This window comes from Alcanivorax xiamenensis, from assembly GCF_009846745.1.
Lineage (GTDB): Bacteria > Pseudomonadota > Gammaproteobacteria > Pseudomonadales > Alcanivoracaceae > Alloalcanivorax > Alloalcanivorax xiamenensis.
This window is the reverse complement of record NZ_AQPF01000024.1, coordinates 16474-35445: the sequence shown is the minus strand read 5'-3', so window position 1 is coordinate 35445 and position 18972 is coordinate 16474. Positions and strand designations below refer to the sequence as shown.

Annotated in this window: 19 protein-coding genes, 1 tRNA gene and 1 pseudogene; 12 read left to right on the top strand and 9 right to left on the bottom strand. The window is 61.2% G+C overall.

What is annotated here, in order from left to right; translation table 11 throughout:
• The first annotated feature begins 130 nt into the window (after positions 1–130).
• Positions 131–215: transfer RNA gene (locus A6D6_RS14005), tRNA-Leu, on the top strand.
• Positions 216–290: 75 nt separating this feature from the next.
• On the opposite strand, the gene A6D6_RS14000 is transcribed toward A6D6_RS14005, so the two are convergent.
• Positions 291–878 (bottom strand): TetR/AcrR family transcriptional regulator, encoded by a 588-nt coding sequence (locus tag A6D6_RS14000; RefSeq protein WP_159661078.1) that lies wholly within the window; start codon positions 876–878, stop codon positions 291–293.
• 98 nt (positions 879–976) lie between these two features.
• On the opposite strand from A6D6_RS14000, the gene A6D6_RS13995 reads away from it, so the two are divergent.
• On the top strand, positions 977–1765 hold the full coding sequence (locus A6D6_RS13995) for a MipA/OmpV family protein (protein ID WP_236564108.1): 789 nt from the start codon (positions 977–979) through the stop codon (positions 1763–1765).
• Positions 1766–1786: 21 nt separating this feature from the next.
• Here the strand turns inward: A6D6_RS13995 and A6D6_RS13990 are convergent, their stop codons facing one another.
• The 3 genes from A6D6_RS13990 to A6D6_RS13980 form a co-directional block, all read right to left on the bottom strand.
• The gene (locus A6D6_RS13990; RefSeq protein ID WP_133491364.1) at positions 1787–3304 is read right to left on the bottom strand and encodes a purple acid phosphatase family protein; all 1518 of its coding nucleotides are present in this window, start codon (positions 3302–3304) and stop codon (positions 1787–1789) included.
• Between the two features lie 151 nt (positions 3305–3455).
• Entirely contained in the window at positions 3456–4253 is a 798-nt protein-coding gene (locus A6D6_RS13985; protein WP_159661077.1) for an alpha/beta fold hydrolase, read from the bottom strand.
• A 110-nt stretch (positions 4254–4363) separates the two neighbouring features.
• The gene (locus A6D6_RS13980) at positions 4364–5284 is read right to left on the bottom strand and encodes a LysR family transcriptional regulator (RefSeq protein ID WP_159661076.1); all 921 of its coding nucleotides are present in this window, start codon (positions 5282–5284) and stop codon (positions 4364–4366) included.
• Between the two features lie 92 nt (positions 5285–5376).
• Here A6D6_RS13980 and A6D6_RS13975 point away from each other — a divergent pair, with 92 nt between their 5' ends.
• The 3 genes from A6D6_RS13975 (at position 5377) to A6D6_RS13965 (ending at position 7898) form a co-directional block, all read left to right on the top strand.
• Entirely contained in the window at positions 5377–6171 is a 795-nt protein-coding gene (locus A6D6_RS13975; protein WP_159661075.1) for an NAD(P)H-dependent oxidoreductase, read from the top strand.
• A gap of 98 nt (positions 6172–6269) precedes the next feature.
• Complete coding sequence (locus tag A6D6_RS13970) at positions 6270–6602, top strand: DMT family transporter (protein WP_133491360.1); 333 nt, start codon at positions 6270–6272, stop codon at positions 6600–6602.
• A 108-nt stretch (positions 6603–6710) separates the two neighbouring features.
• A complete protein-coding gene (locus tag A6D6_RS13965) occupies positions 6711–7898 on the top strand; it encodes a multidrug effflux MFS transporter (protein WP_159661074.1) in 1188 nt (395 codons plus the stop codon).
• Between the two features lie 95 nt (positions 7899–7993).
• Here the strand turns inward: A6D6_RS13965 and A6D6_RS13960 are convergent, their stop codons facing one another.
• Positions 7994–8905, bottom strand: coding sequence for a LysR family transcriptional regulator (locus tag A6D6_RS13960; RefSeq protein WP_159661073.1), 912 nt, complete (start codon positions 8903–8905; stop codon positions 7994–7996).
• 117 nt (positions 8906–9022) lie between these two features.
• On the opposite strand from A6D6_RS13960, the gene A6D6_RS13955 reads away from it, so the two are divergent.
• Entirely contained in the window at positions 9023–10753 is a 1731-nt protein-coding gene (locus tag A6D6_RS13955) for an acyl-CoA dehydrogenase family protein (RefSeq protein WP_159661072.1), read from the top strand.
• A gap of 82 nt (positions 10754–10835) precedes the next feature.
• Here the strand turns inward: A6D6_RS13955 and A6D6_RS13950 are convergent, their stop codons facing one another.
• Complete coding sequence (locus tag A6D6_RS13950; RefSeq protein WP_159661071.1) at positions 10836–11504, bottom strand: hypothetical protein; 669 nt, start codon at positions 11502–11504, stop codon at positions 10836–10838.
• Positions 11505–11755: 251 nt separating this feature from the next.
• Here A6D6_RS13950 and zigA point away from each other — a divergent pair, with 251 nt between their 5' ends.
• The 3 genes from zigA to A6D6_RS13935 all read left to right on the top strand — a co-directional run bounded on the left by zigA (position 11756) and on the right by A6D6_RS13935 (position 14651).
• Entirely contained in the window at positions 11756–12970 is a 1215-nt protein-coding gene (gene zigA, locus A6D6_RS13945) for a zinc metallochaperone GTPase ZigA (RefSeq protein ID WP_097058593.1), read from the top strand.
• 56 nt (positions 12971–13026) lie between these two features.
• On the top strand, positions 13027–13482 hold the full coding sequence (locus tag A6D6_RS13940) for a transcriptional repressor (protein ID WP_133491356.1): 456 nt from the start codon (positions 13027–13029) through the stop codon (positions 13480–13482).
• A gap of 122 nt (positions 13483–13604) precedes the next feature.
• The gene (locus tag A6D6_RS13935) at positions 13605–14651 is read left to right on the top strand and encodes a cyclase family protein (RefSeq protein WP_133491355.1); all 1047 of its coding nucleotides are present in this window, start codon (positions 13605–13607) and stop codon (positions 14649–14651) included.
• 18 nt (positions 14652–14669) lie between these two features.
• On the opposite strand, the gene A6D6_RS13930 is transcribed toward A6D6_RS13935, so the two are convergent.
• Positions 14670–15731 (bottom strand): RNA-guided endonuclease InsQ/TnpB family protein, encoded by a 1062-nt coding sequence (locus tag A6D6_RS13930; protein WP_159661070.1) that lies wholly within the window; start codon positions 15729–15731, stop codon positions 14670–14672.
• A 17-nt stretch (positions 15732–15748) separates the two neighbouring features.
• Here A6D6_RS13930 and A6D6_RS21895 point away from each other — a divergent pair.
• The 3 genes and pseudogenes from A6D6_RS21895 to A6D6_RS13920 form a co-directional block, all read left to right on the top strand.
• Positions 15749–15911: pseudogene (locus A6D6_RS21895) on the top strand (transposase); the annotation flags it as partial.
• A gap of 107 nt (positions 15912–16018) precedes the next feature.
• Positions 16019–16807, top strand: a complete 789-nt coding sequence (locus A6D6_RS13925; protein WP_159661069.1) for a helix-turn-helix transcriptional regulator — start codon at positions 16019–16021, stop codon at positions 16805–16807.
• A gap of 276 nt (positions 16808–17083) precedes the next feature.
• On the top strand, positions 17084–17713 hold the full coding sequence (locus tag A6D6_RS13920) for a LysE family translocator (RefSeq protein ID WP_236564107.1): 630 nt from the start codon (positions 17084–17086) through the stop codon (positions 17711–17713).
• A gap of 13 nt (positions 17714–17726) precedes the next feature.
• Here A6D6_RS13920 and A6D6_RS13915 read toward each other — a convergent pair whose 3' ends face one another.
• Entirely contained in the window at positions 17727–18248 is a 522-nt protein-coding gene (locus A6D6_RS13915) for a DUF1289 domain-containing protein (RefSeq protein WP_159661068.1), read from the bottom strand.
• Between the two features lie 73 nt (positions 18249–18321).
• Positions 18322–18873 carry an acyl-CoA thioesterase gene (locus A6D6_RS13910; protein ID WP_133491352.1) on the bottom strand — a complete coding sequence of 184 codons (552 nt, stop codon included), beginning with the start codon at positions 18871–18873 and terminating at the stop codon, positions 18322–18324.
• Positions 18874–18972 lie beyond the last annotated feature (99 nt).

Here is an 18972-nt window from a genome sequence, read left to right as displayed (position 1 = left end):
TACGAAGTGATGCGCCCTCCAGAGGGAGAACCCGGGTCAACCCCGGGATGACGAGGTGTTTTTCAGTGGTTCCCTAAAGCCCCACGACCGGCTGGCTTTTGCCCGGCCGGCTGCTACAATGTGCCCGCCCGCGCCAGTGGTGGAATTGGTAGACACGCCAGATTTAGGTTCTGGTGCCGAGAGGTGTGGGGGTTCAAGTCCCTCCTGGCGCACCACTATCCCCTTGATTCATCCCCTCGAGTTTCGAGTGATATCCGCCGGATTTTCGGCAGGTTTATCATTCGTCGCTGTTACGACTCTTCCTTGTGGCCTTTCACCAACGGCAAAAAAATCCTGTCCACCCACGCCGTTCGTAATGCCTCCGGCGGTGGTGAGAAGGTCATCAGGACGTGGTGACGAAACAGCACGCCCAGCAGAGTATCCACCGGAGGGGCAAGGTTTTGCTCCAGGATCTCACCACGCTCCACCGCTCTGTCCAGTAGTGCCCTGAGCGTTTCCTTGCCGCCTGCCAACAGGGCAGTGCGCAGGTCCTGCGGCGTGGAGGAGGTGTCTTGAAAATACTCGCTGGAGAACAAGGTGAAGACAGCGGCGATCCCCTTGGCACGGGTGGATGCCAGCTCCAGGTATTCCAGCAATTCCGTGCGCAGATCACCTCGATCCGCCACGGCCATGGGGTGCTTCGCCATCTGCTGCCGGATCGCCGCGATGGCCAGTTCCGCTTTGTCGTTCCAGCGTCGGGCCAGTACCGGCCGGCTGGTGCCGGCCCGATTGGCCACGCCCTCCATGGTTAAACCGCTATATCCACGTTCGGTCAGTTCCGTCCAGGCTGCTTCCAGCAGAGCGGCCTCGAGATCCGCGCCGCGCCGGCGTCCCTTCATTGTATGAATCCTTTATTAAGATGCATTGATGTATCTTGACGTGCCAGAAGGTCCGCCAATAGGATGCGACAACGCATCTTAATTGACGGGGAATGAAAATGACAAACAGTGATGGGCTGAGACGCCTGGGTGAGGCGGGTTTTAGATGCTCGCTGGGTATGGTGATGCTGGGTATCTCGGCGTCGGCGGCGGCGGATTCGGAACAAGCCCGCTCCCGTCATTTGGCCCTGGGCCTGGGGGTCGCGGGGCTGCCCCGATACCAGGGCGCCGATGAGTACGAGGCCGAGCCCGTTCCGCTTATTGACGCACGCTATGGTCGCTTCTTCGCCAGAAGCGGCGAGGGCATTGGCATCACCGCCATCGATACCGACGGATTCACGGCGGGCGTCAGCGCTAACTGGATGAGAGGTTACCAGGATGATGACGTGCCCAGGGGGATCGACGAGGTAGACAGTGCTTTGGGGGCACGGTTGTTTGTCTCGACCAGACTTTGGGGCGTGGTGGCTACCCTGGCCACCACTCGGGCCATTACCGAAGTGGAGCGAGGGTTGCTGGTCAATGCCGTTCTGGCTTATCCCATTCACGCCACGGAACGGTTGGTGGTGACCCCGAGTCTGGGCGCGACCTGGGCCAATGAGAAATACATGATCAGTTATTTCGGTATTGATGCCACCGAGTCGGCGGCATCGGGATTGGCTCCATATCAGCCGGAGGATGGTTTCAAGGATGCCTCGCTCCGCATCAAGGCCAGCTATCGGATGACGGAGAACGTCAGCGCCTGGGGAGCCGTCGGGGTAACGCGTCTGCTTGGTGAAGCAGCGGATAGTCCTCTGGTCGAGGACGACACGCATGCCATCGGGCTGCTCGGGTTCGTCTACAGATTCTGAATCACGGACGGTGTGGCAGGGCTAGTGCATTTCATTCATGTCGTGGGTCAGGTTGCGCTGCAGGGTGTGCTTGAGCATGGCATTCAGATCCACATCCAGTTCGGCCAGTGAGCGCGCCGGCCGTTGCTCCCGGGTCGATAGCGGAGTGATACCTGTCGGTGCCGCGACTCGGGGGGCGAGGGAGAATTCATCGAGCAGTACTTCTTCCCCCTCGGGATACAGGTTGCCGTCTTCGTCGCTGACCGCGTAGCTGCGTGCACGGATTCGCCGGTCTTCCACATCCACGACGGTGAAGCCGTGGCATACCCTGGACACGGCGGCCCAGTTGGCGGGTTCCTCGATCAGCTCATAGAGACTTTGCCCGCCGCCTCCCTGAGTGACCTGGACATAACCGTTGTCGGATGGCTTGCCGTAGGCCATCGGATACGAGCGCTCAAAAACATGGTCGTGGCCCACCAGGACCAGGTCCACGTCGTAGCGCAGCAGAATTTGTTCTTCCACCGCCACCAGGGCAAAGTTGGCGGGGTCGCGGCCTTCGCAGTTGGTCCACAGGGTGTAGTGCTGGACAAAAACGATGAAGTCTATTTCGCCGTCACGCCGGCGCCGCCAGGCTTCGGCCAGGTCTTTTTCCATTGCCGCCAGTTCCACCAGAAGTTCGGTGGTGGAGGACAAATCGGTCAGCAGTGAACCACCAGTGCTGAAAAAGAAATGCACGCGATTGTAATCGAAACCGTAATAAATGCCTTTGCCCGGCTGGCTTACGCGGCTGCGGTAGCCCTGCCCGCCGCCGTCCTTGTTTTCATGATTGCCAGGACAGGTCATTACCGGTACTCGGGTAGCGAGGGGCTCGAGCATGTCGAAGTACCGGTCCCATACCGGCTGGTCGCCGTTGGCGTAGGAGAGATCGCCGGCGACGATGAAAAAATCCGGCGCCTGGTTTTCCACGTTGCTTAGAACACGCTGGCTGGCGTCCCGCAGTCCGTGATCGCCGAAGTGGCAAAAACGAAAGCCATCGGTGCGGGTGGGCGCGAATACCCGCGTTGGACTCCAGCCGCCGTTGTCTGACCCGACCCGATAGCGTACCGCCTGTCCCGCTTGCAGACCGGTCAGTGTGGCTACGTGCGTGAGGGCCTCCACGCCGTAAGTCTCATGCGCCGTGCCCGTGACCTCAAAAGGAAAGGCCGCGTTGGTGAGTGAGCATGAGTCCGCATCCCCAATGACGGGACCGTACTGAATCCGGGTGCCGGGATCCGTGGTGCCGTCGGTGAACCAGGTCAGGGTGCGGGTGGTGTGAGGATGATCGGTCCAACTGGCGTGAAGCCCTCGCGGGGGCTGCGCGCCGACGGTTTCCTCGGGAGGGCATTCGGGCTCCTCCGGTGTCTCCGGATCGTCCGGTTGGTTTGGGGAGGGGGGCGGGGTAGATGGGGTGGACGGTGGGTTGGAGCCGGAACCCCCGCCGCCGCAGGCGGTGAGGGTCGACGATGCCATTCCCAACAGAATGGCCCGGACGATAGCGCGGCGAGTAAAACGGGAATCCACGGCAAGCACCTTGGTTTCAGAGTAGTTGCAGCACGAAAGGGAAACCCTAAGAGGCCTTGTTGTCGCTAATGTGACGTTCCCGTTTGGGGATACATAAAAAAACAATAATCCGGAAGGAATAAAATTGCCGTTCAGCATAAACCGGTCAGGTTTATCCGTTCAGATTTTGCTGAAAGAACGCCTTGATCGTGTCCAACACTTCCTCCGGTTTTTCCTTGTGCGGCACGTGGCCGCAGTCCCGCACGATCTTCTTCGTCGCCGGTCCGGCGCAGAGTGAGGTGATGCGTTCCGGGTGAATCAGCGAGCCGTACTCATCACGGTCACCATGGATGGCGAGCACCGGGCAACGCACGCGCGGCAGGGCGTCATTGAGGGTCCAGTCCTGGAAGGGTTCGGAAAGCCAGGTGTCGACCCAGGCGCTGAGAACCCATTCCGCTTTGTCACCGTGGTATTTGCGCAGGCGGTCCATTTGTTCCTTTTCGGCGAAGCCACGGTCGGCGTCACGAATGCCGGCCAGGGTGAGGTCCTCGACGAAGGTTTGGGCGGACTCCGTGATCAACGCCCGGCAACGGTCGGCGAAAGCATCGGCGCAGAACGTGGCCATGCCGCCACCGACACTGTGTCCGAATACCACCGCGCTTTCCAATTGCAATGCCTGACAAAGTTCGGGGAAGGCATCCCGCGCTTCCTGCCGCACGAAGTCAGGGCCCAATTTGCCGGGGTGGGGATCCGATTGGCCGAAGCCGAGGCGGTCATAGGCGATCACTTCCCGTCCGCTGGCGCTGGCAAGCTGTTGCGGGAAGTCGCGCCATAGTGCGACACAGCCCAGTGAATCATGGAACAGGACTATCGGCGTTGGAGTGGAGACGTTTTTCGGTGTCCAGCGTTTCACGAAAAGGCGCCCCTGGGAGGCGTTGATCCAGGTTTCTTCCACGAAAAGCGAGTGCATGCGGCTTCCTTGATTCAATCGGTGGTGGTCTCTCCGGATGGCCGGGAACGGCCGGTCAGGGAATGGGGTGGTGGCCGGCATCAGCGGCGATCATAACAAGAGCTTGTTTTTCATGCCTGCTCCATCCCGGGAATGTCTTTCATCTTCTCAACCAGAAAATCGATCAACAAGCGCACCCGGGTGATGCCGGCGCGTTCCGGCACGATCAACAGATTGATCGGCACCGACGGCAAGGCATAGTCCGGCAGAATCCGCACCAGCCGCCCCGAGGCCAGCAGGTCGTCCACCAGCCAGTGGTGGGTGGGGCCGAGGCCACGGCCGGCGGCGAAGGCCTCACGGGCCGCCAGGCCATGATCGACACGCAGACGTCCGCCAAAGGGCACGGTGTGCTGGCGGCCATCCGGTCCTTGCAGGGTCAGGGTATCGCTGCCCGCCACGTTGGTCATGCGTACACCCTGATGCCGGGATAACGCCTCAATGGTGGTGGGCGTGCCGTGTCGGGCCAGATACTCCGGTGAGGCCACCATCAGGCGTTGGGAGCGGCCCAGTGGGCGCAGCTTGAGGTTGCTGTCATCGAGTGGGCCGAGACGCAGGGCCAGATCCACGCCTTCGCGAACCAGGTCGATGCGTTCATCGGTGAGATTGAATGCCACATCGATGTCCGGGTAACGATCCTGGAAGGCGAAAACCAGCCGGCAGGCTTGCCGCACGCCGAACGCGGCGGAGCAGGACAAGCGGATGGTGCCGGCTTCGGCGCCACGGGCACTGCGTGCCTCCGCCGCCGCCTGATCCACCAGGCGCAGAATCTGCACGCATCGGCTGTAATAACGGCGGCCTTCCTCGGTGACGGTGACACGGCGGGTGGTGCGGCTGAGCAGCGGTACCCCCAGTGCGTCCTCCAACTCCCTCAGGTGACGGGTCACGGTGGACTGGCCGATGCCAAGTTCCCGTGCCACCGCGGACAGACTGCCACGTTCGGCCACGCGAACGAAACTGCGCAGGCGCTCCAGGCTGATGTTTGATTTATCCATTTTTCGGCTAAATGTTATGTATTGAGTTGGTATACCGGATTAGTGCCTCGCTGGCTATGGTCCTTTCTCCGAGCAATCAATGGAGAGGATCCATGAAAGTATTACTGGTGTTCGCTCATCCTGAGCCCCGTTCCCTCAACGGTGCCTTGCGTGATGTGGCGGTGGCGGAGATGGAAGCGCTGGGGCATGAGGTACGAGTCTCGGATCTGTATGCCCGGGGTTGGAAGTCCCACGTGGATGGCGCCGATTTCCCGGCGTTGCCGGCGGAGGCGCGGTTGAAGGTGCCCGGCGCCTCCAGGGATGCGTTCGTCGGTGATGGCCTGACCGCCGACGTGGCGGCGGAAATCGAGAAACTGCGGTGGGCGGATACCCTGATTTTGCAGTTTCCGCTGTGGTGGTTTTCCATGCCGGCGATTCTCAAGGGCTGGGTGGATCGCGTGTTCGCCTATGGTTTTGCCTACGGCGTCGGCGAACACAGTAATGATCGCTGGGGTGACCGCTATGGCGAGGGGAGCCTGACCGGCAAAAAGGCCATGCTGATGGTGACCGCCGGTGGTTGGCGGGAGCATTACTCCGCTCGCGGTATTAACGGTCCGATAGAGGATCTGTTGTTCCCGATCCATCACGGCATCCTGTTCTATCCCGGTTATCAGGTGCTGCCGCCGTTCGTGGTGTATCAGGCGGACCGGTTCGGTGAACGGGACTTTGAGAGCGCGGCGCGGCGGTTGCGGGAACGGCTGGGCAATCTGAAAACCATTGCGCCGCTGGCATACCGCCAACAGAATGCCGGCGATTACACCATCCCCGAGTGCGAATTGCGGCCCGGATTGGAGGGCGCCGGCGGCAGCGGGTTCGCCCTGCACCTGTACGATGACGGAAAACGGTAACACCGGCGAAGTGTAATCAGCGTAACCGGACGTGCCTGGTGCCGCTCGCGGCGGGTATCATGCCCTTCCCGGAGTTCAGCCCTACATGGGAGGCACGCGTGAAAAACGGACTGTTCCTGTTGGTTGCCATTGTCTCTGAAGTGGCGGCGACATCGGCGTTGAAAGCCAGTGAAGGGTTTACCCGATTGTGGCCGTCGCTGGTGGTGGTGCTGGGGTACGGGTTGGCGTTTTACTTTCTGTCGTTGACGTTGCGGGCGATTCCGGTGGGGGTGGCCTACGCGATCTGGTCCGGACTCGGCGTGGTGCTGGTGGCGATACTGTCCTGGTTGCTTTACGGGCAAAAGCTGGATGCACCGGCGTTGCTGGGGATGGGCCTGATCATTAGCGGCGTGGTGGTCATGAACCTGTTCTCCAGTTCCTCTGTTCATTGAGCCGGGCGATCAGACGGGTCGAGGTTGAAATCGGCGCTGCGCGTCTCTATTATTTGACTATATCAACTATTTGCCGTCCCCCGTTCTCACCCCACTATCAGGTCTCCTATGTCCCGTCCTTACCCGGTTACCTTGCCTGTCATATTGGCACTGGCCATGGCCCTGGGGCCATTGTCGGTGGACGCTTATCTGCCGGCGTTTCCGCGCATGGCCGAAGCTTTGGGGGTGGAGATCAGCGAGATTGCCCGCAGCCTGTCGATTTACGTGTTCGGCCTGGCGGTGGGGCAACTGGTGGGCGGGCCCCTGTCCGATGCCATCGGCCGGGCGCGGGTGATGTATCTGGGGCTGCTCATTTTCATGGTCGCTTGTCTCGGCGTCAGCAGCTCGGAATCGGTCTCCGCGTTGTTGGGCTGGCGGGCGCTGCAGGCCTTCGGCGGCGGCTGCGTCGCGGTGCTGGTGCCGGCGTTGGTACGGGATCGGGTGCATGGCGCGGATGCCGCCAAACTGTTCAGTATGATCGGTTTGATCATGGTGGTGGCGCCGGGGGTGGCGCCAAGCATCGGCAGCGCCATTCTGGCGGTGGGAAGCTGGCATACCATTTTTCAGTTTCTGGCCGTGTACGCGGTCTGTCTGGCGCCGCTGACTTATTTTTTCGTGCTGCGGCAGGGCCCGCGCAATGGCGGCGGCGCGGCGCCAAGCGAGTCGCTCTGGCAGCGTTACAAGGCAGTGTTGGCCATCACCCCGGCGCTGCCGTTCCTGTATCTGCAGGCGTTCGCGTTTTCGGTAATGATGCTGTTCATCACCCACGCGTCCTTTATCTATCAGGAACATTTCGGTCACACGGAGAGCGTATTCGCGCTGATGTTTGGCGCCAACATCGTGATGATGCTGATCGCCAACCTCACCAACCGGGTATTGTTGAACCGATTTTCTTCCCGGCACATTCTTTGCGGTTTCCTGGTGCTGCAGTTCGTCGGCTGCGTGTGGCTGGCGATCATGACCGCCACCGAAGCCCCGGTGTGGCTGTTTCTGCCGGCGATGATGCTCACCGTGGGCGCTCAGGGTGGGGTGGTGCCGAACAACCAGGCGTGCTTCATGGAGTACTTCGACCGTCACGGCGGCACCGCCGCGTCACTGCTGGGAGCGGCTCAGTTCGGCATTGCCGGGGCGTTGAGCGCCTTGTCCACGCTGTTGCCGGAAACCCTGCCGTCGGTGATCGCCGCCATGTTCGCCTGCTCACTGGTGTGCATGGTGATCGTCATGGCGGTGGTGAGGCCATTCCGCGATCCGGCCTGAGTCGCAACGCATCATTGGCCATTCGCGAGCAAGCTCGCTCCCACAGCGACTTCGTAGCCCTCTGTGGGAACGAGCTTGCTCGCGAATGGCCGGGATCAGCGCCCCATTGGCGGCGCTGTCGCTTCCACGCATTGCGTGATCACTTCAACGACCAGATCCCGGCTCGGATCGGGCTGATCCCGCAGCCAGATGCACAGCGACTGATGATGAGCCGGGGCATCCTCGATAGGCAGGAACACCTCCTGGCGGAAGCGTGCTCCGGTCAGCGCCTTGGGCACCAGCGAGACACCCATGCCATGCGCCACCAGCGCCATGATGGTCAGCCAGTGCGTCACCTGGTGGCGGATTTGCGGCTCCAGTCCGGCCAGGTGGAATTGGGAAATGATGCGGTCGTAATAATGCGGCGCCAGATTGCGGCTGAACATGATCAGTGGCTCGCCGGCCAGATCCCGCAGCGTCAACGAGCGCCGTGAGGCCAGCGGGTGATGCGGAGGCAGACAGGCCAGGAAAGGGTCATCGGCAATGGGCAGCGAGGCGATGCCGTCCGGCAGCGGCATGGCATGAATGAAAGCCAGATCCAGTTGTCTGGCCTGCAGTGCCGCCAACTGTTCCGCCGAGTTACGCTCGATCAACTGAACCTCGATACCGGGGTGAGCGTCTTCCAACTGCCTCAGCATCGCTGGCAGGTGACGAAAAATCATCGCCGGCGTGAACCCCACCCGCACCACGCCGGAGGCGCTGGAAGCGATCCGTTGCACCAGGTTCTGGGAGGCTTCCAGATTCTCCAGCAGTCGCCGGGCCTCGCGCTGAAACACCTCCCCGGCGGGTGTCAGGGCCACGTGTTTACTGCTGCGTTCCAGCAGCTTTACCCCCAACTCTTCCTCCAACTGACGCAGACTGGCGCTCAGTGGTGGCTGGGAGATGTGCAGGCGTTTGGCGGCACGGCCGAAGTGCAGGTCCTCGGCGAGCACCAGGAAGTAGCGCAATTGGCGGAAGGTCAGGGCCATGGTCCGGCTCCCATTAAGAATACTTAAAATACTATTGATGAATAGAAAAATCGGATTGGAGGTCGGAAAAACCCCTTTATATCATGCGATAAATACTATGAATAAGAGAGGTTTGCCATGGCCAAGGCGATTTATCGCAATATTCCGGACAGCCAGGGGAACAACGCTTACCAACAGGACCCGGATTTCGCTCGTTTGTTGTCGGTGTATCTGCCCGCGGAACTGCGCGATCACCTTGAGCCGGTGTTTCAGGAACTGGGTGCCCTGACCGGGGATGAGCTGGAAGTGCTGGCCCGGGAAGCGGACCGCAATCCGCCGACATTGCGGTTCCGTAACCGGGATGGCAGCGACGCCCAGATGGTGGTGAAGCATCCCTCCTATCAGCGGTTGGAATACTACGCTTTTTCCCGCTTTGGTCTGGCCGCCATGTCCCATCGTGGCAATGTGCTGGGCTGGCCGGAAATCATGCCGCCGTTGGTCAAATACGGGCTTACTTATCTGTTCGTGCAGGCGGAATTCGGCCTGTGCTGTCCGTTGAGCATGACCGATGCGCTGACTCGCACCCTGCGCAAGTTCGGTGACCAGGAACTGATCAACCGCTTCATCGATGACCTCACCTCCCAGGACGAAGACACCCTGTTCCAGGGCGCCATGTTCATGACCGAGCAGGATGCCGGTTCCGACGTTGGCGCGATCACCACGGAGGCCCGTTTCGAGGACGGTGTCTGGCGTCTGTACGGTGACAAGTGGTTCTGCTCCAACGCCGACGCCGATCTGGCCATGGTGCTGGCTCGTCCCTCTGGCGGCGATGGCGGCACCAAGGGGCTGACGTTATTCCTGCTGCCGCGCCGTCTGCCCGACGGCAGCCTCAACCGCTATCGCCTTATCCGTCTCAAGGACAAGCTGGGCACCCGGTCCATGGCCAGCGGTGAAATCGTGTTGGAAGGCGCGGAAGCTTATGTGGTGGGGGAGCCGGGCAACGGCTTCAAGCAGATGACCGACATGATCAATATGTCGCGGTTGTCCAATGGCGTGCGTTCCGCCGGCATGATGCGCCGCTCCATCAATGAAGCCCTGTTCATTGCCCGTAACCGGGTGGCGTTCGGCCGCAAGCTGATCGATCTGCCGTTGCTGAAGCGGCAACTGGTGAAAATGATGGTCACCGCCGAACAGGGCCGCAGCATGGTGTTCCACACGGCGGAATGTTTGCGCCGAGCGGACCAGGGGGATGCGGTGGCGGCCAAACTGCTGCGCATCCTCACGCCGTTGATCAAGTTCCGCACCACCCGGGATGCCCGCAAGGTGGCCGCCGACGGCATGGAAGTGCGTGGTGGTTGCGGCTACATCGAAGAGTGGTCCGATGCCCGGGTATTGCGCGACGCCCACCTGGGCTCGATCTGGGAAGGCACCAGCAACATTGTCGCGCTGGACGTGTTCCGCGCGATCCGGCGGGAACAGACATTGCCGGTGTTGAGCGAGCATCTCCAACAACTGTTGTCGGAAAGCGCCTTGTCCGACAGCGAGCGCCAGCGTTTCGAGTCGGTGCTCGAACAGGTGACCGCCGCCGCTGAGCGGGTGGCTGGCGACAATACCCTGGAAGCGGATGCGCGCCGCATCGCCAGCGCGTTGTACAACTTCACCTCGGCGGTCTTCCTGGCCTGGGAAGCGGCGCGCATCGGCGATGACTTGCGCCGTCTGGCGCTGGCCAAACTGGTGTTGAGCCATAAACTGTTGCCACGGGATCCGCTCAAGCCGGAGGCCGGCGACGGTGACTGGTTAGCGGCCTTACTGGCGGAAACGCCGCTGTCCCGGGATCAGGTGGACGCGGTCTGGGACGAGGTGGATTGATACTTATGCGATTGGAGTGGATTCGGCTCTCCTGTGTTCACAAGTTCTGGTTTGTGAACACAGGCGCGCCGGGTGGTGGGGTTTACTGTCCGATGACCTCAATCTCTGAAACGTGTACGTTATGGGCGTTGCTCTCCATTTCCACCTGGGCGCGGAACGCCCTGGCGATTCGCGGCTCCTTCATTTCACAAGTAATCATGCCGCCGCCGATGGTGGCGGCATTGCAGTCATTGGTGAATGCAAAAGGCTCGAACGTTTCGCCATCCTCTGACAACCAGTAAGAGGTGTAGCCTGCGTTGTCGTTGCCGGTGAAATTAACGTAGACGGCAAACTCACTGATGGTGTAAGCCCGATCAAAGGTGATTTGCACGTAATCACCCTGGACATTGCCCTGCCAGTAGTACCCATCATACGGTTGGGTATCGCCGTCATTGACCAGACCGGCGGTTTCCTCGAGATAACTGGCGTTGGCTACTCCGCCATTGTCGGCCAGAGCGACATTGGTGGGTTCAGGCAATGGGCCGGGATCGCTGGAAGAGCCTCCACCGCCTCCGCCCCCGCAAGAGGCCAGCGCCATTGTCACTGCCACCAATGTCATTGTCCTTTTCGTCATTGAATTTCCCTCATTTTGATTTTTTTCCTGATAAACCAATGGCTCCGCCGACGATATGAGAACCGCTTTCGCTGACAACGAAAGCCGCTGCCGGATAAGACGGTTTCTTTCCTGTGAAACAGGTAAAGTCGCAACCAAACCCTCCCATTTGAGCAAAAACCTGCCCGGCAGTATGTAAAAGGAACAATAAGTGAGGAGGGGTTGGCAAAAATGGGATATTCCGCGCCTCCGCGCTGGCCCGGACCAAAGCCTCCGTCCCCGCCCATTCGGGCTGTTCGATGAAAAACCCTTTATTGTTATGTTATAACATGATAAAAATGCCCGGTCGTAATCCGCCTTCCCGCAAGGCCCTTATTGCCGTTTTCGGCACCCGCAGTCAGGAGCCCGCCATGACGCCAGCCCAACGCTTACCCGTCACCGTGTTGTCCGGTTTTCTCGGTGCCGGCAAGACCACGGTACTCAACCATATCCTCAATAACAGGCAGAACCGCCGGGTGGCGGTGATCGTCAACGATATGAGCGAGATCAATATCGATGCCGCCCTGGTTAACCAGCAGGTCAGTCTTAATCGTGCCGAGGAAAAGCTGGTGGAGATGAGCAACGGCTGTATTTGCTGCACCCTGCGCGAGGATCTGCTGGTGGAAGTGCAGCGGCTGGCCGGGGAAGGGCGCTTTGATTACCTGGTGATCGAGTCCACCGGCATTTCCGAGCCGTTGCCGGTGGCGGAGACCTTCACCTTCGAGGACGAAAGCGGCGCCAGCCTTTCCACGGTGGCGCGGCTGGATACCCTGGTGACCGTGGTGGACGGCGCCAATTTCCTGCGCGATTACCGCGAAGCCCGCTCGTTGCAACAGGTGGGAGAAAGCCTGGGCGAGGAGGATCAGCGTAATGTGGCGGACTTGCTGGCGGACCAGATCGAATTCTGCGACGTGCTGCTGGTCAGCAAGACCGACCTGATCGACGAGGACGAGCTCAAGCAAGTGGTCGCTTCCCTGCGGGCCTTGAATCCGGAGGCGGAAATCGTGCCGATCCGCCGGGGGCAGGTCGACCTGGATCGGGTCCTGGATACCGGCCGCTTTGATTTCGAACGGGCCAGCCAGGCGCCGGGCTGGCTCAAGGAAATGCGCGGCGAGCACACGCCGGAAACCGAGGAGTACGGTATCGCCAGCTTCACCTACAAGGCGCGCCGACCGTTTCATCCCAAGCGCTTTTTCGAGTTTCTTCATCAGGACTGGGAGCAGGGCAAGCTGCTGCGCTCCAAGGGCTTCTTCTGGCTCGCCTCGCGCCCGCGGTGGGCCGGCAGTTGGAGCCAGGCCGGCGGTATCGCCCATCACGGTCCCGCCGGTTTGTTCTGGAAGGCGGTGCCGCAAAGCCACTGGCCGAAGGATCCGGAGTACCGTGATAATATCCTTGCCAACTGGGAGGAGCCGTTCGGCGATATGCGTCAGGAGCTGGTGTTCATCGGCCAGGATCTGAGCCCCGAGCAGGCCCGCCGCGCGCTGGACGCCTGCCTGCTCGATGATGATGAACTGCGGGCCGGGCAAGACCATTGGCGCACCCTGGAGGACCCGTTCCCCGACTGGGGTGAGCCGCCGGTGGGGTAAAAGCGGCGGGGGTTGATGTAGAATGGGCGGTTCGCATTCCGCTCTCTGGAGCCCGCATGACGGAAACCGTGGAAAAGCAACTGCGCATCGCCGAGCAGCGCTGCGCCGAACAAGGCCTGCGGCTGACGCCGCAGCGGCGTCAGGTGATGGCACTGCTGCTGGAGCAGGACGGGCCGCGCAGTGCCTATGATCTGCTGGATGCCCTGCAAAGCCAGCATCACCCCGGCGCCAAGCCCCCCACCATTTACCGGGCACTGGACTTTCTGGTGACCGCCGGACTGGCCCATCGTCTGGCGTCCACCAACCGCTACCTCGCCTGCGGTCACCTGGCCTGTGAGCACGGCCATGACGGCACCCTGTTTCTGGTCTGTGACCGCTGCGGCGCGGTGCGTGAGGCACCGATGGAAGGCCGCTTCAAGCAGGCCCTGAACAACAGCCTGGCCCAGCAGGATTTCGTTGTCGGCATGCAACCGGTGGAAATCCACGGCCGCTGCCGCCAATGCCAGGACTGACTCCCTTCCCGATTCTCCACCGTTGAAGTCTCCGCGCGGCGCCCATAAGCGCGCGCGGATGCGGTAATACCGGTGGTTGTGTTTAGATAAATCGAAATAACACAGCAAATCGGGAGAGACGTATGAAAACAACAATGTCGGGTCTTCGGTCGGGATGTCGGTGTTTCCTGGCCGGCTGTCTGCTGGCCTCGGTGTCGCCGCTGTTGGCGGAAACCGCCATGGAGCGATTGCAAAAGGATGCCCCCAACAACTGGAGTAAATGGGGAGAAGATGATCAGGTCGGCGCGCTGAACTACCTTGCCGACGAGTCGGTGCTGACCGGACTCAAAGCGGTCAGCAAGGGGCGTGTCTTCACCCTGCAGATTCCAATGACCTCGGGGAGCGGGCCGGTATTCCCCGGGCGTATTCCCACCCAGCATTTCATGGCCAGTGACGCCAGTGTCTATGCCGCCGGCAAGGCCGATCCTCTGCCTGGCGGTATCAAGTATTCCGATGACGCGGCTTTCCTCTATCTACAGGGCACCACCCATGTGGATAGCCTGGCCCATGCCTGGTATGGCGAGCAGGTCTACGGCGGCAAGAGCGATCAGACCACGGTGCACGGTCACGCTCACGCGGACGTAGCGCAATTGGGCAAGAAAGGCATCGTCGGTCGCGCCGTGCTCCTGGATGTGGGCCGCCACCAGAACCAAAGCGCGCCGTTCCGGTTGCCGCCGAACACCTGCGTTGACCTGAAGGATCTCAAGGAGACCGCCGAGGCGCAGAAGGTGAAAATCAACAAGCGGGACATCCTGGTCATTCGTACCGGTTCCATCGCCCGGTTCTGGGAGGAAGAGCCCGATGCCAAGTGGGAGGCCTACACCGAGCCGGGTCTGTGCTACAGCAAGGAACTGGTGAGCTGGGTGGATGAGATGGAAATTCCGATGATCGCCTCGGATAACCTGGCCATCGAGAAAGTGTCCCAACAGATCGATGGCGAAACCATGATTATTCCCCTGCATGGTGCCTTCATGCGCGACCTGGGCGTGGTGCTTTCGGAGATATGGTGGCTTGATGATCTGGCGGCGGACAGCGCCAAGGACGGCAAATACGACTTCCTTCTGGTGGCGGCGCCATTGAAGATGGAAGGTGGCACCGGCGCGCCGGTGAACCCGGTGGCGATCAAATAGCTTGACATCCTCTCCGCCCTAAAGGGCGGAGATTTCCACTTCTGGACGGCGATGTCCCGCCGCGAGACTGAGGATATTCCGGGCGGCATTCACGTCCCGGTCGTGGAGCGCACCACACTCCACGCACTCCCAGTCTCTTACTCGCAGCCCGCTTACGCCTTGTGGCCCGCTGAGCGAGCCACAGGACGAGCAGGTGCGGCTGGTGTACGCCTCGCGAACCTCCTGGAAGACGATGCCTGCGTGATCGCACTTGTATTCCAGCATCGTCTTTAGTTGGCCCCAGCCAGCGTCCAGTACTGACTTGGCCATACGGGTCTTCGCGAGTTTCAGTGGGCTTACGTCGCCCACATAGATTTCGCCATGCTGATTAACCAGCCGACGGGAGAACTTGTGCAGTACATCCTTGCGCCGATTCGTGATTTTGGCGTGGATGGCCTTCACCCGACGCTTGTTGCGGGCGCGCTGAGCTGTGGCCAGCCTGGCTTCCAAGTCGCGGTAGAACTGACCGTTCTCCAGCTTCTCACCGTCGCTACAAGTGGCCACGTCCTTCAGTCCCAAGTCGATGCCGACGGCACCCTGTCCAGTCGAAGGCTGAACCTCTACTTCGACCACTACATTGAAGTACCAGCGGCCTCGGGTATCCTCGTTGAAGCTGCCGGAGCGGAACCTGTGCTGGCTCAACCCATAGCTGTCCCAAACCTTGAAGTAGCTGCCATTGTAGAAGACTTGCCCGTTTTTCCATTTGGCTGCCCCGGTCTTGAAAGGAACCCAGCCGAGAGAACGGCGGGTACCTCGGGACTTTCGCCAGGCAAGCCGTTGTTTCTTGAACTGTTGGCGGCGTGTCGCATACTCTCGGGAGACCTCTTGGAGCGTCTGCGAATGCAGGTTGAGGTCCTTGCTGGCCCCCTTGGTGTAGCGATCCATATCGTAGGCAGACAGAAAGACCCCGCGCTCACGGATCGACCGAGAACTCAGCTCGTTAAGGTAGTTCCAGACGAAATTCACGCTACGCGCCATACGATTGAGCTGGGTGGCGTGCTTGTCCTTCACTCGAACCTTTAGGGTCTTGGTTTGCTTCATGGTCCCGATTATACAATGTGTCGGTATCTTATTTGGTGAACAGCATGAAGGGTGTCTCCAGCTGGAGGCTTAAGCTGATGCCCTCCTGATCTGATGAAACCAGCCTACATGAAGAACGCCCTATGGAGCCCGAGCTATTTTGCCGGAAGCGTCGGCGGCGCACCGACCAAGGCATTGCGCGGCAAGCAAAACCGTACTAGGGGCCTGCTATCCATCCCCGCGCCCAAGTACGGGCCATTCCGCGAAATATTGGTAAACTGGGGCTCCGAGCCGAGAACGGAGCCCCGATGTCACCTGCCCAATTCTGGCGCGACCCGGCGCTGCCGTTCGTGGAGAGCCGGCGGGCCTGCCGCGGCCGCGCTTGTTATCGCGCCCATAGCCATCGCACCTGGTCCATCGGGGTGGTGGACGGCGGGCGCAGCCGTTTCACCAGCCTCGGAATCGGCCGTACGCTGCTGCCCGGCACCCTGATCAGTATTCCTGACGAACAGGTTCACGCCTGCAACCCGGTGCCCGGCGGAGACTGGAGTTACCAAATGCTTTATCTGGATCCGCAATGGCTCGGGCGGGTTCTGGGGGAGATGCCGCCGCGACGGGTGGAAGTGGGCCGGGACCCGGTGGCCTATGCCGCTTTCCGCAAGCTGAATCGATGTCTGTTCTCCGCTGCTTCGCCGGCGGTCAAGGAGCGTCACCTGACCGGTTTCCTGCGCGCTCAATGGTGGCGCGGCGAACCTCTGGAAGGGAAACAAACCGGTGAACCCGGAGAGCTGGAGGCCGCGCGCCGGGCATTGCGTGGCGCCGACCAGACCATTCCGCTGGAAGATCTGGCCGCCGCCAATGGCCTCAGCCGCTATCAACTGATCCGCCGTTTTCGTCGCCATCTGGGGCTGACGCCCCATGCCTACGGGCTGGATCAGCGTATAGATCGCGCCCGGGCGCTGCTACGGGCCGGGCTGGCGCCGGCGGAGGTGGCGCAGACGCTGGGGTTCACCGACCAGAGCCATTTTCAGCGGGCGTTCAAGGAGCGGGTGGCGGCGACGCCGGGGCAATATCGACGGGTGGCCGTGGACGACTGACCGCCGGGGGCCGGCACGTCAAACCCAAAGCCTGTTCGTGGGCTTTGCAGATGGAATTCCCTCCGTATTCGCTGCCAAGGCAGCTTCCCACAGCGGCTTCGTAACCCGGCTGTGGGAAGCTGCCTTGGCAGCGAAAGCGGGCTGGCCAAGAATTATTGGGCACCAGTAGTCCTCTTCATACAGGAAAGGACCGCGATCGACTGGCGCAATTTTCTACAATCCCGTCCGCTTTCCGCGCCGCTAGCATGTGCTTCCCTGTTGTTGGGAGGCGGTGTATTGGAACAGTTTCTGATGGTGGCCGGCGCCCATTTCCTGGCGCTGCTCAGTCCCGGTCCGGATTTCCTCTTGATTCTGCGGAGTGCCCTGGTGGAGGGTTGGCGCGGTGCCGCCGGTGTGTGCCTGGGAGTGGCCCTGGCCAACGGTGTGTTCATCACGTTGGCGCTGGCCGGTTTTGCGGTGCTAAGGCCGGGGAGTCCCTTGTTCGTGGCGGTGCTGTGGGCCGGGGCCGGCTACCTGTTTTACCTCGGCGTCCGTCTTATTCGCTCCGCCGCGCCCTTGAGTCTGTCGGTGGAGGCGCAGTCCGTGGCCGATATCGGCGGCCGCCTGCGCGGCTTTGCAGTGGGCTTTGCCTCGGCCATCCTCAATCCCAAGAACGCCCTGTTCTATGCCAGTCTGTTTTCGCTGCTGGCAGCCAGTGGCAGCGCTCTGGCGATACAAATGGGGTATGGGCTGTGGATGGTGGCGGTGGTGCTCGGTTGGGACTTGCTGGTGGCGTGGCTGGCGGCTCAACCACGCTGGATGAAGGTGTTCGGGTGTCGGTTGGCCTGGGTGGAACGGGGGGCCGGCGCGGCCTTGATTCTGCTGGCCGCCGCGGTGGCGTGGGAAGGTTGGGGTGGCGTGTCGTGACGGGCGCGGGGACTCAGTCGCCGCTGCCCACCAGTCCTTTCTCCTGAGCGGCGCGCAGGATCAGATCGCCGGTACTTTGGGTGCTTTGCACCGGACGGGCAAACGAGCGGTCATAATGGGCCTGGTTGAGGGCGTGACATTCCCGGCTGATGGCATCGTAAAGTTCCCGCGGGGTCAGGCCTTCGGCGGCGGGTAACGGTTGCAGCCCGTAATCCTCGTATCTGAGAGGCTGCCGGCCAGCCGCCTTGAGCAACTCCGGGACCCAGCCTTCCGCTGACATTTGCCGCTGGTAGCGCAGATTCTGATAGTCCAATTGCGCCGCCAGCCGCTCGCCATCCAGTACCTGGAAGTAGTTGCGCACCACCAGCGTGAGCAACTGGTCCAGACGGCGCCAGACGATACGTTTTTCGTCCTCGCTGTAGGCGTTCCAGTCCACCACCTCATGGCTGAAGCGGCGGCAGCCACGGCATACGGTGTCGCCGAAGACGGTGGAACAGACGCCAATACAGGGGGTGCGGATGCGGGAAGTGCTCATGACCCCAGTGTACTCAATCCGCCGCGGCCGGGGCAGGGGCAAAGGGCGCCTTTTACGAATTCCGGGAGTGTCTTTAACGGGAGCCGAGCGCCAGCGGGCTGTCGTCCTGTTCGGTCAGGCGGCGCTTGCTTTGCAGCAGGTTTTTCCAGTCCTGGACATAGTCCGGCAGCGCGGGGGAGCGTTGGTTCAGTCCGGTCATTTCCTGGAACGCCTGGGGGCTGATGGGCTTGCCGCCGTACAGGTGCGCCAGGCGCAGCAGCGCATGGGTATGCAATTTGCGCTGTGACTCAAAACGCTGATCGTAGTAGGTGTACTTGTCGTCCCAACCGAGAATGCGGGTGTGTACCTGGAAACGCTGATAGGGCCGCAGCTCGCGAATATAGGCGATCTCGGTGTTGGCGACGATGGTGTGGGTGCGCGCCTTGATCATACGGTCGAGCAGGCCGGTGACCACGCCATGTTCCAGGCGGCAGCGATCCATGATCTTGACGTACTTGCCGTTGTTCAGATGCAGGTTGATGTCGATGTCCAGCAGGCCGACACGGAAGTCCTGGCTGACCACGTCGAACAGTTCATGGGTCGGTGGCCGGCGGCGGCGCCGGGCGGCGCTGATCAACTCAAGCATGGGTGCATTCCGAAAAAGTCATGACCCCAGTATAGCCAGCTTGGCGCGTCGCTGTGGAGCCCGTTCATAATCTTTAAGGCCGCGCTTGGCTGGCCGCTG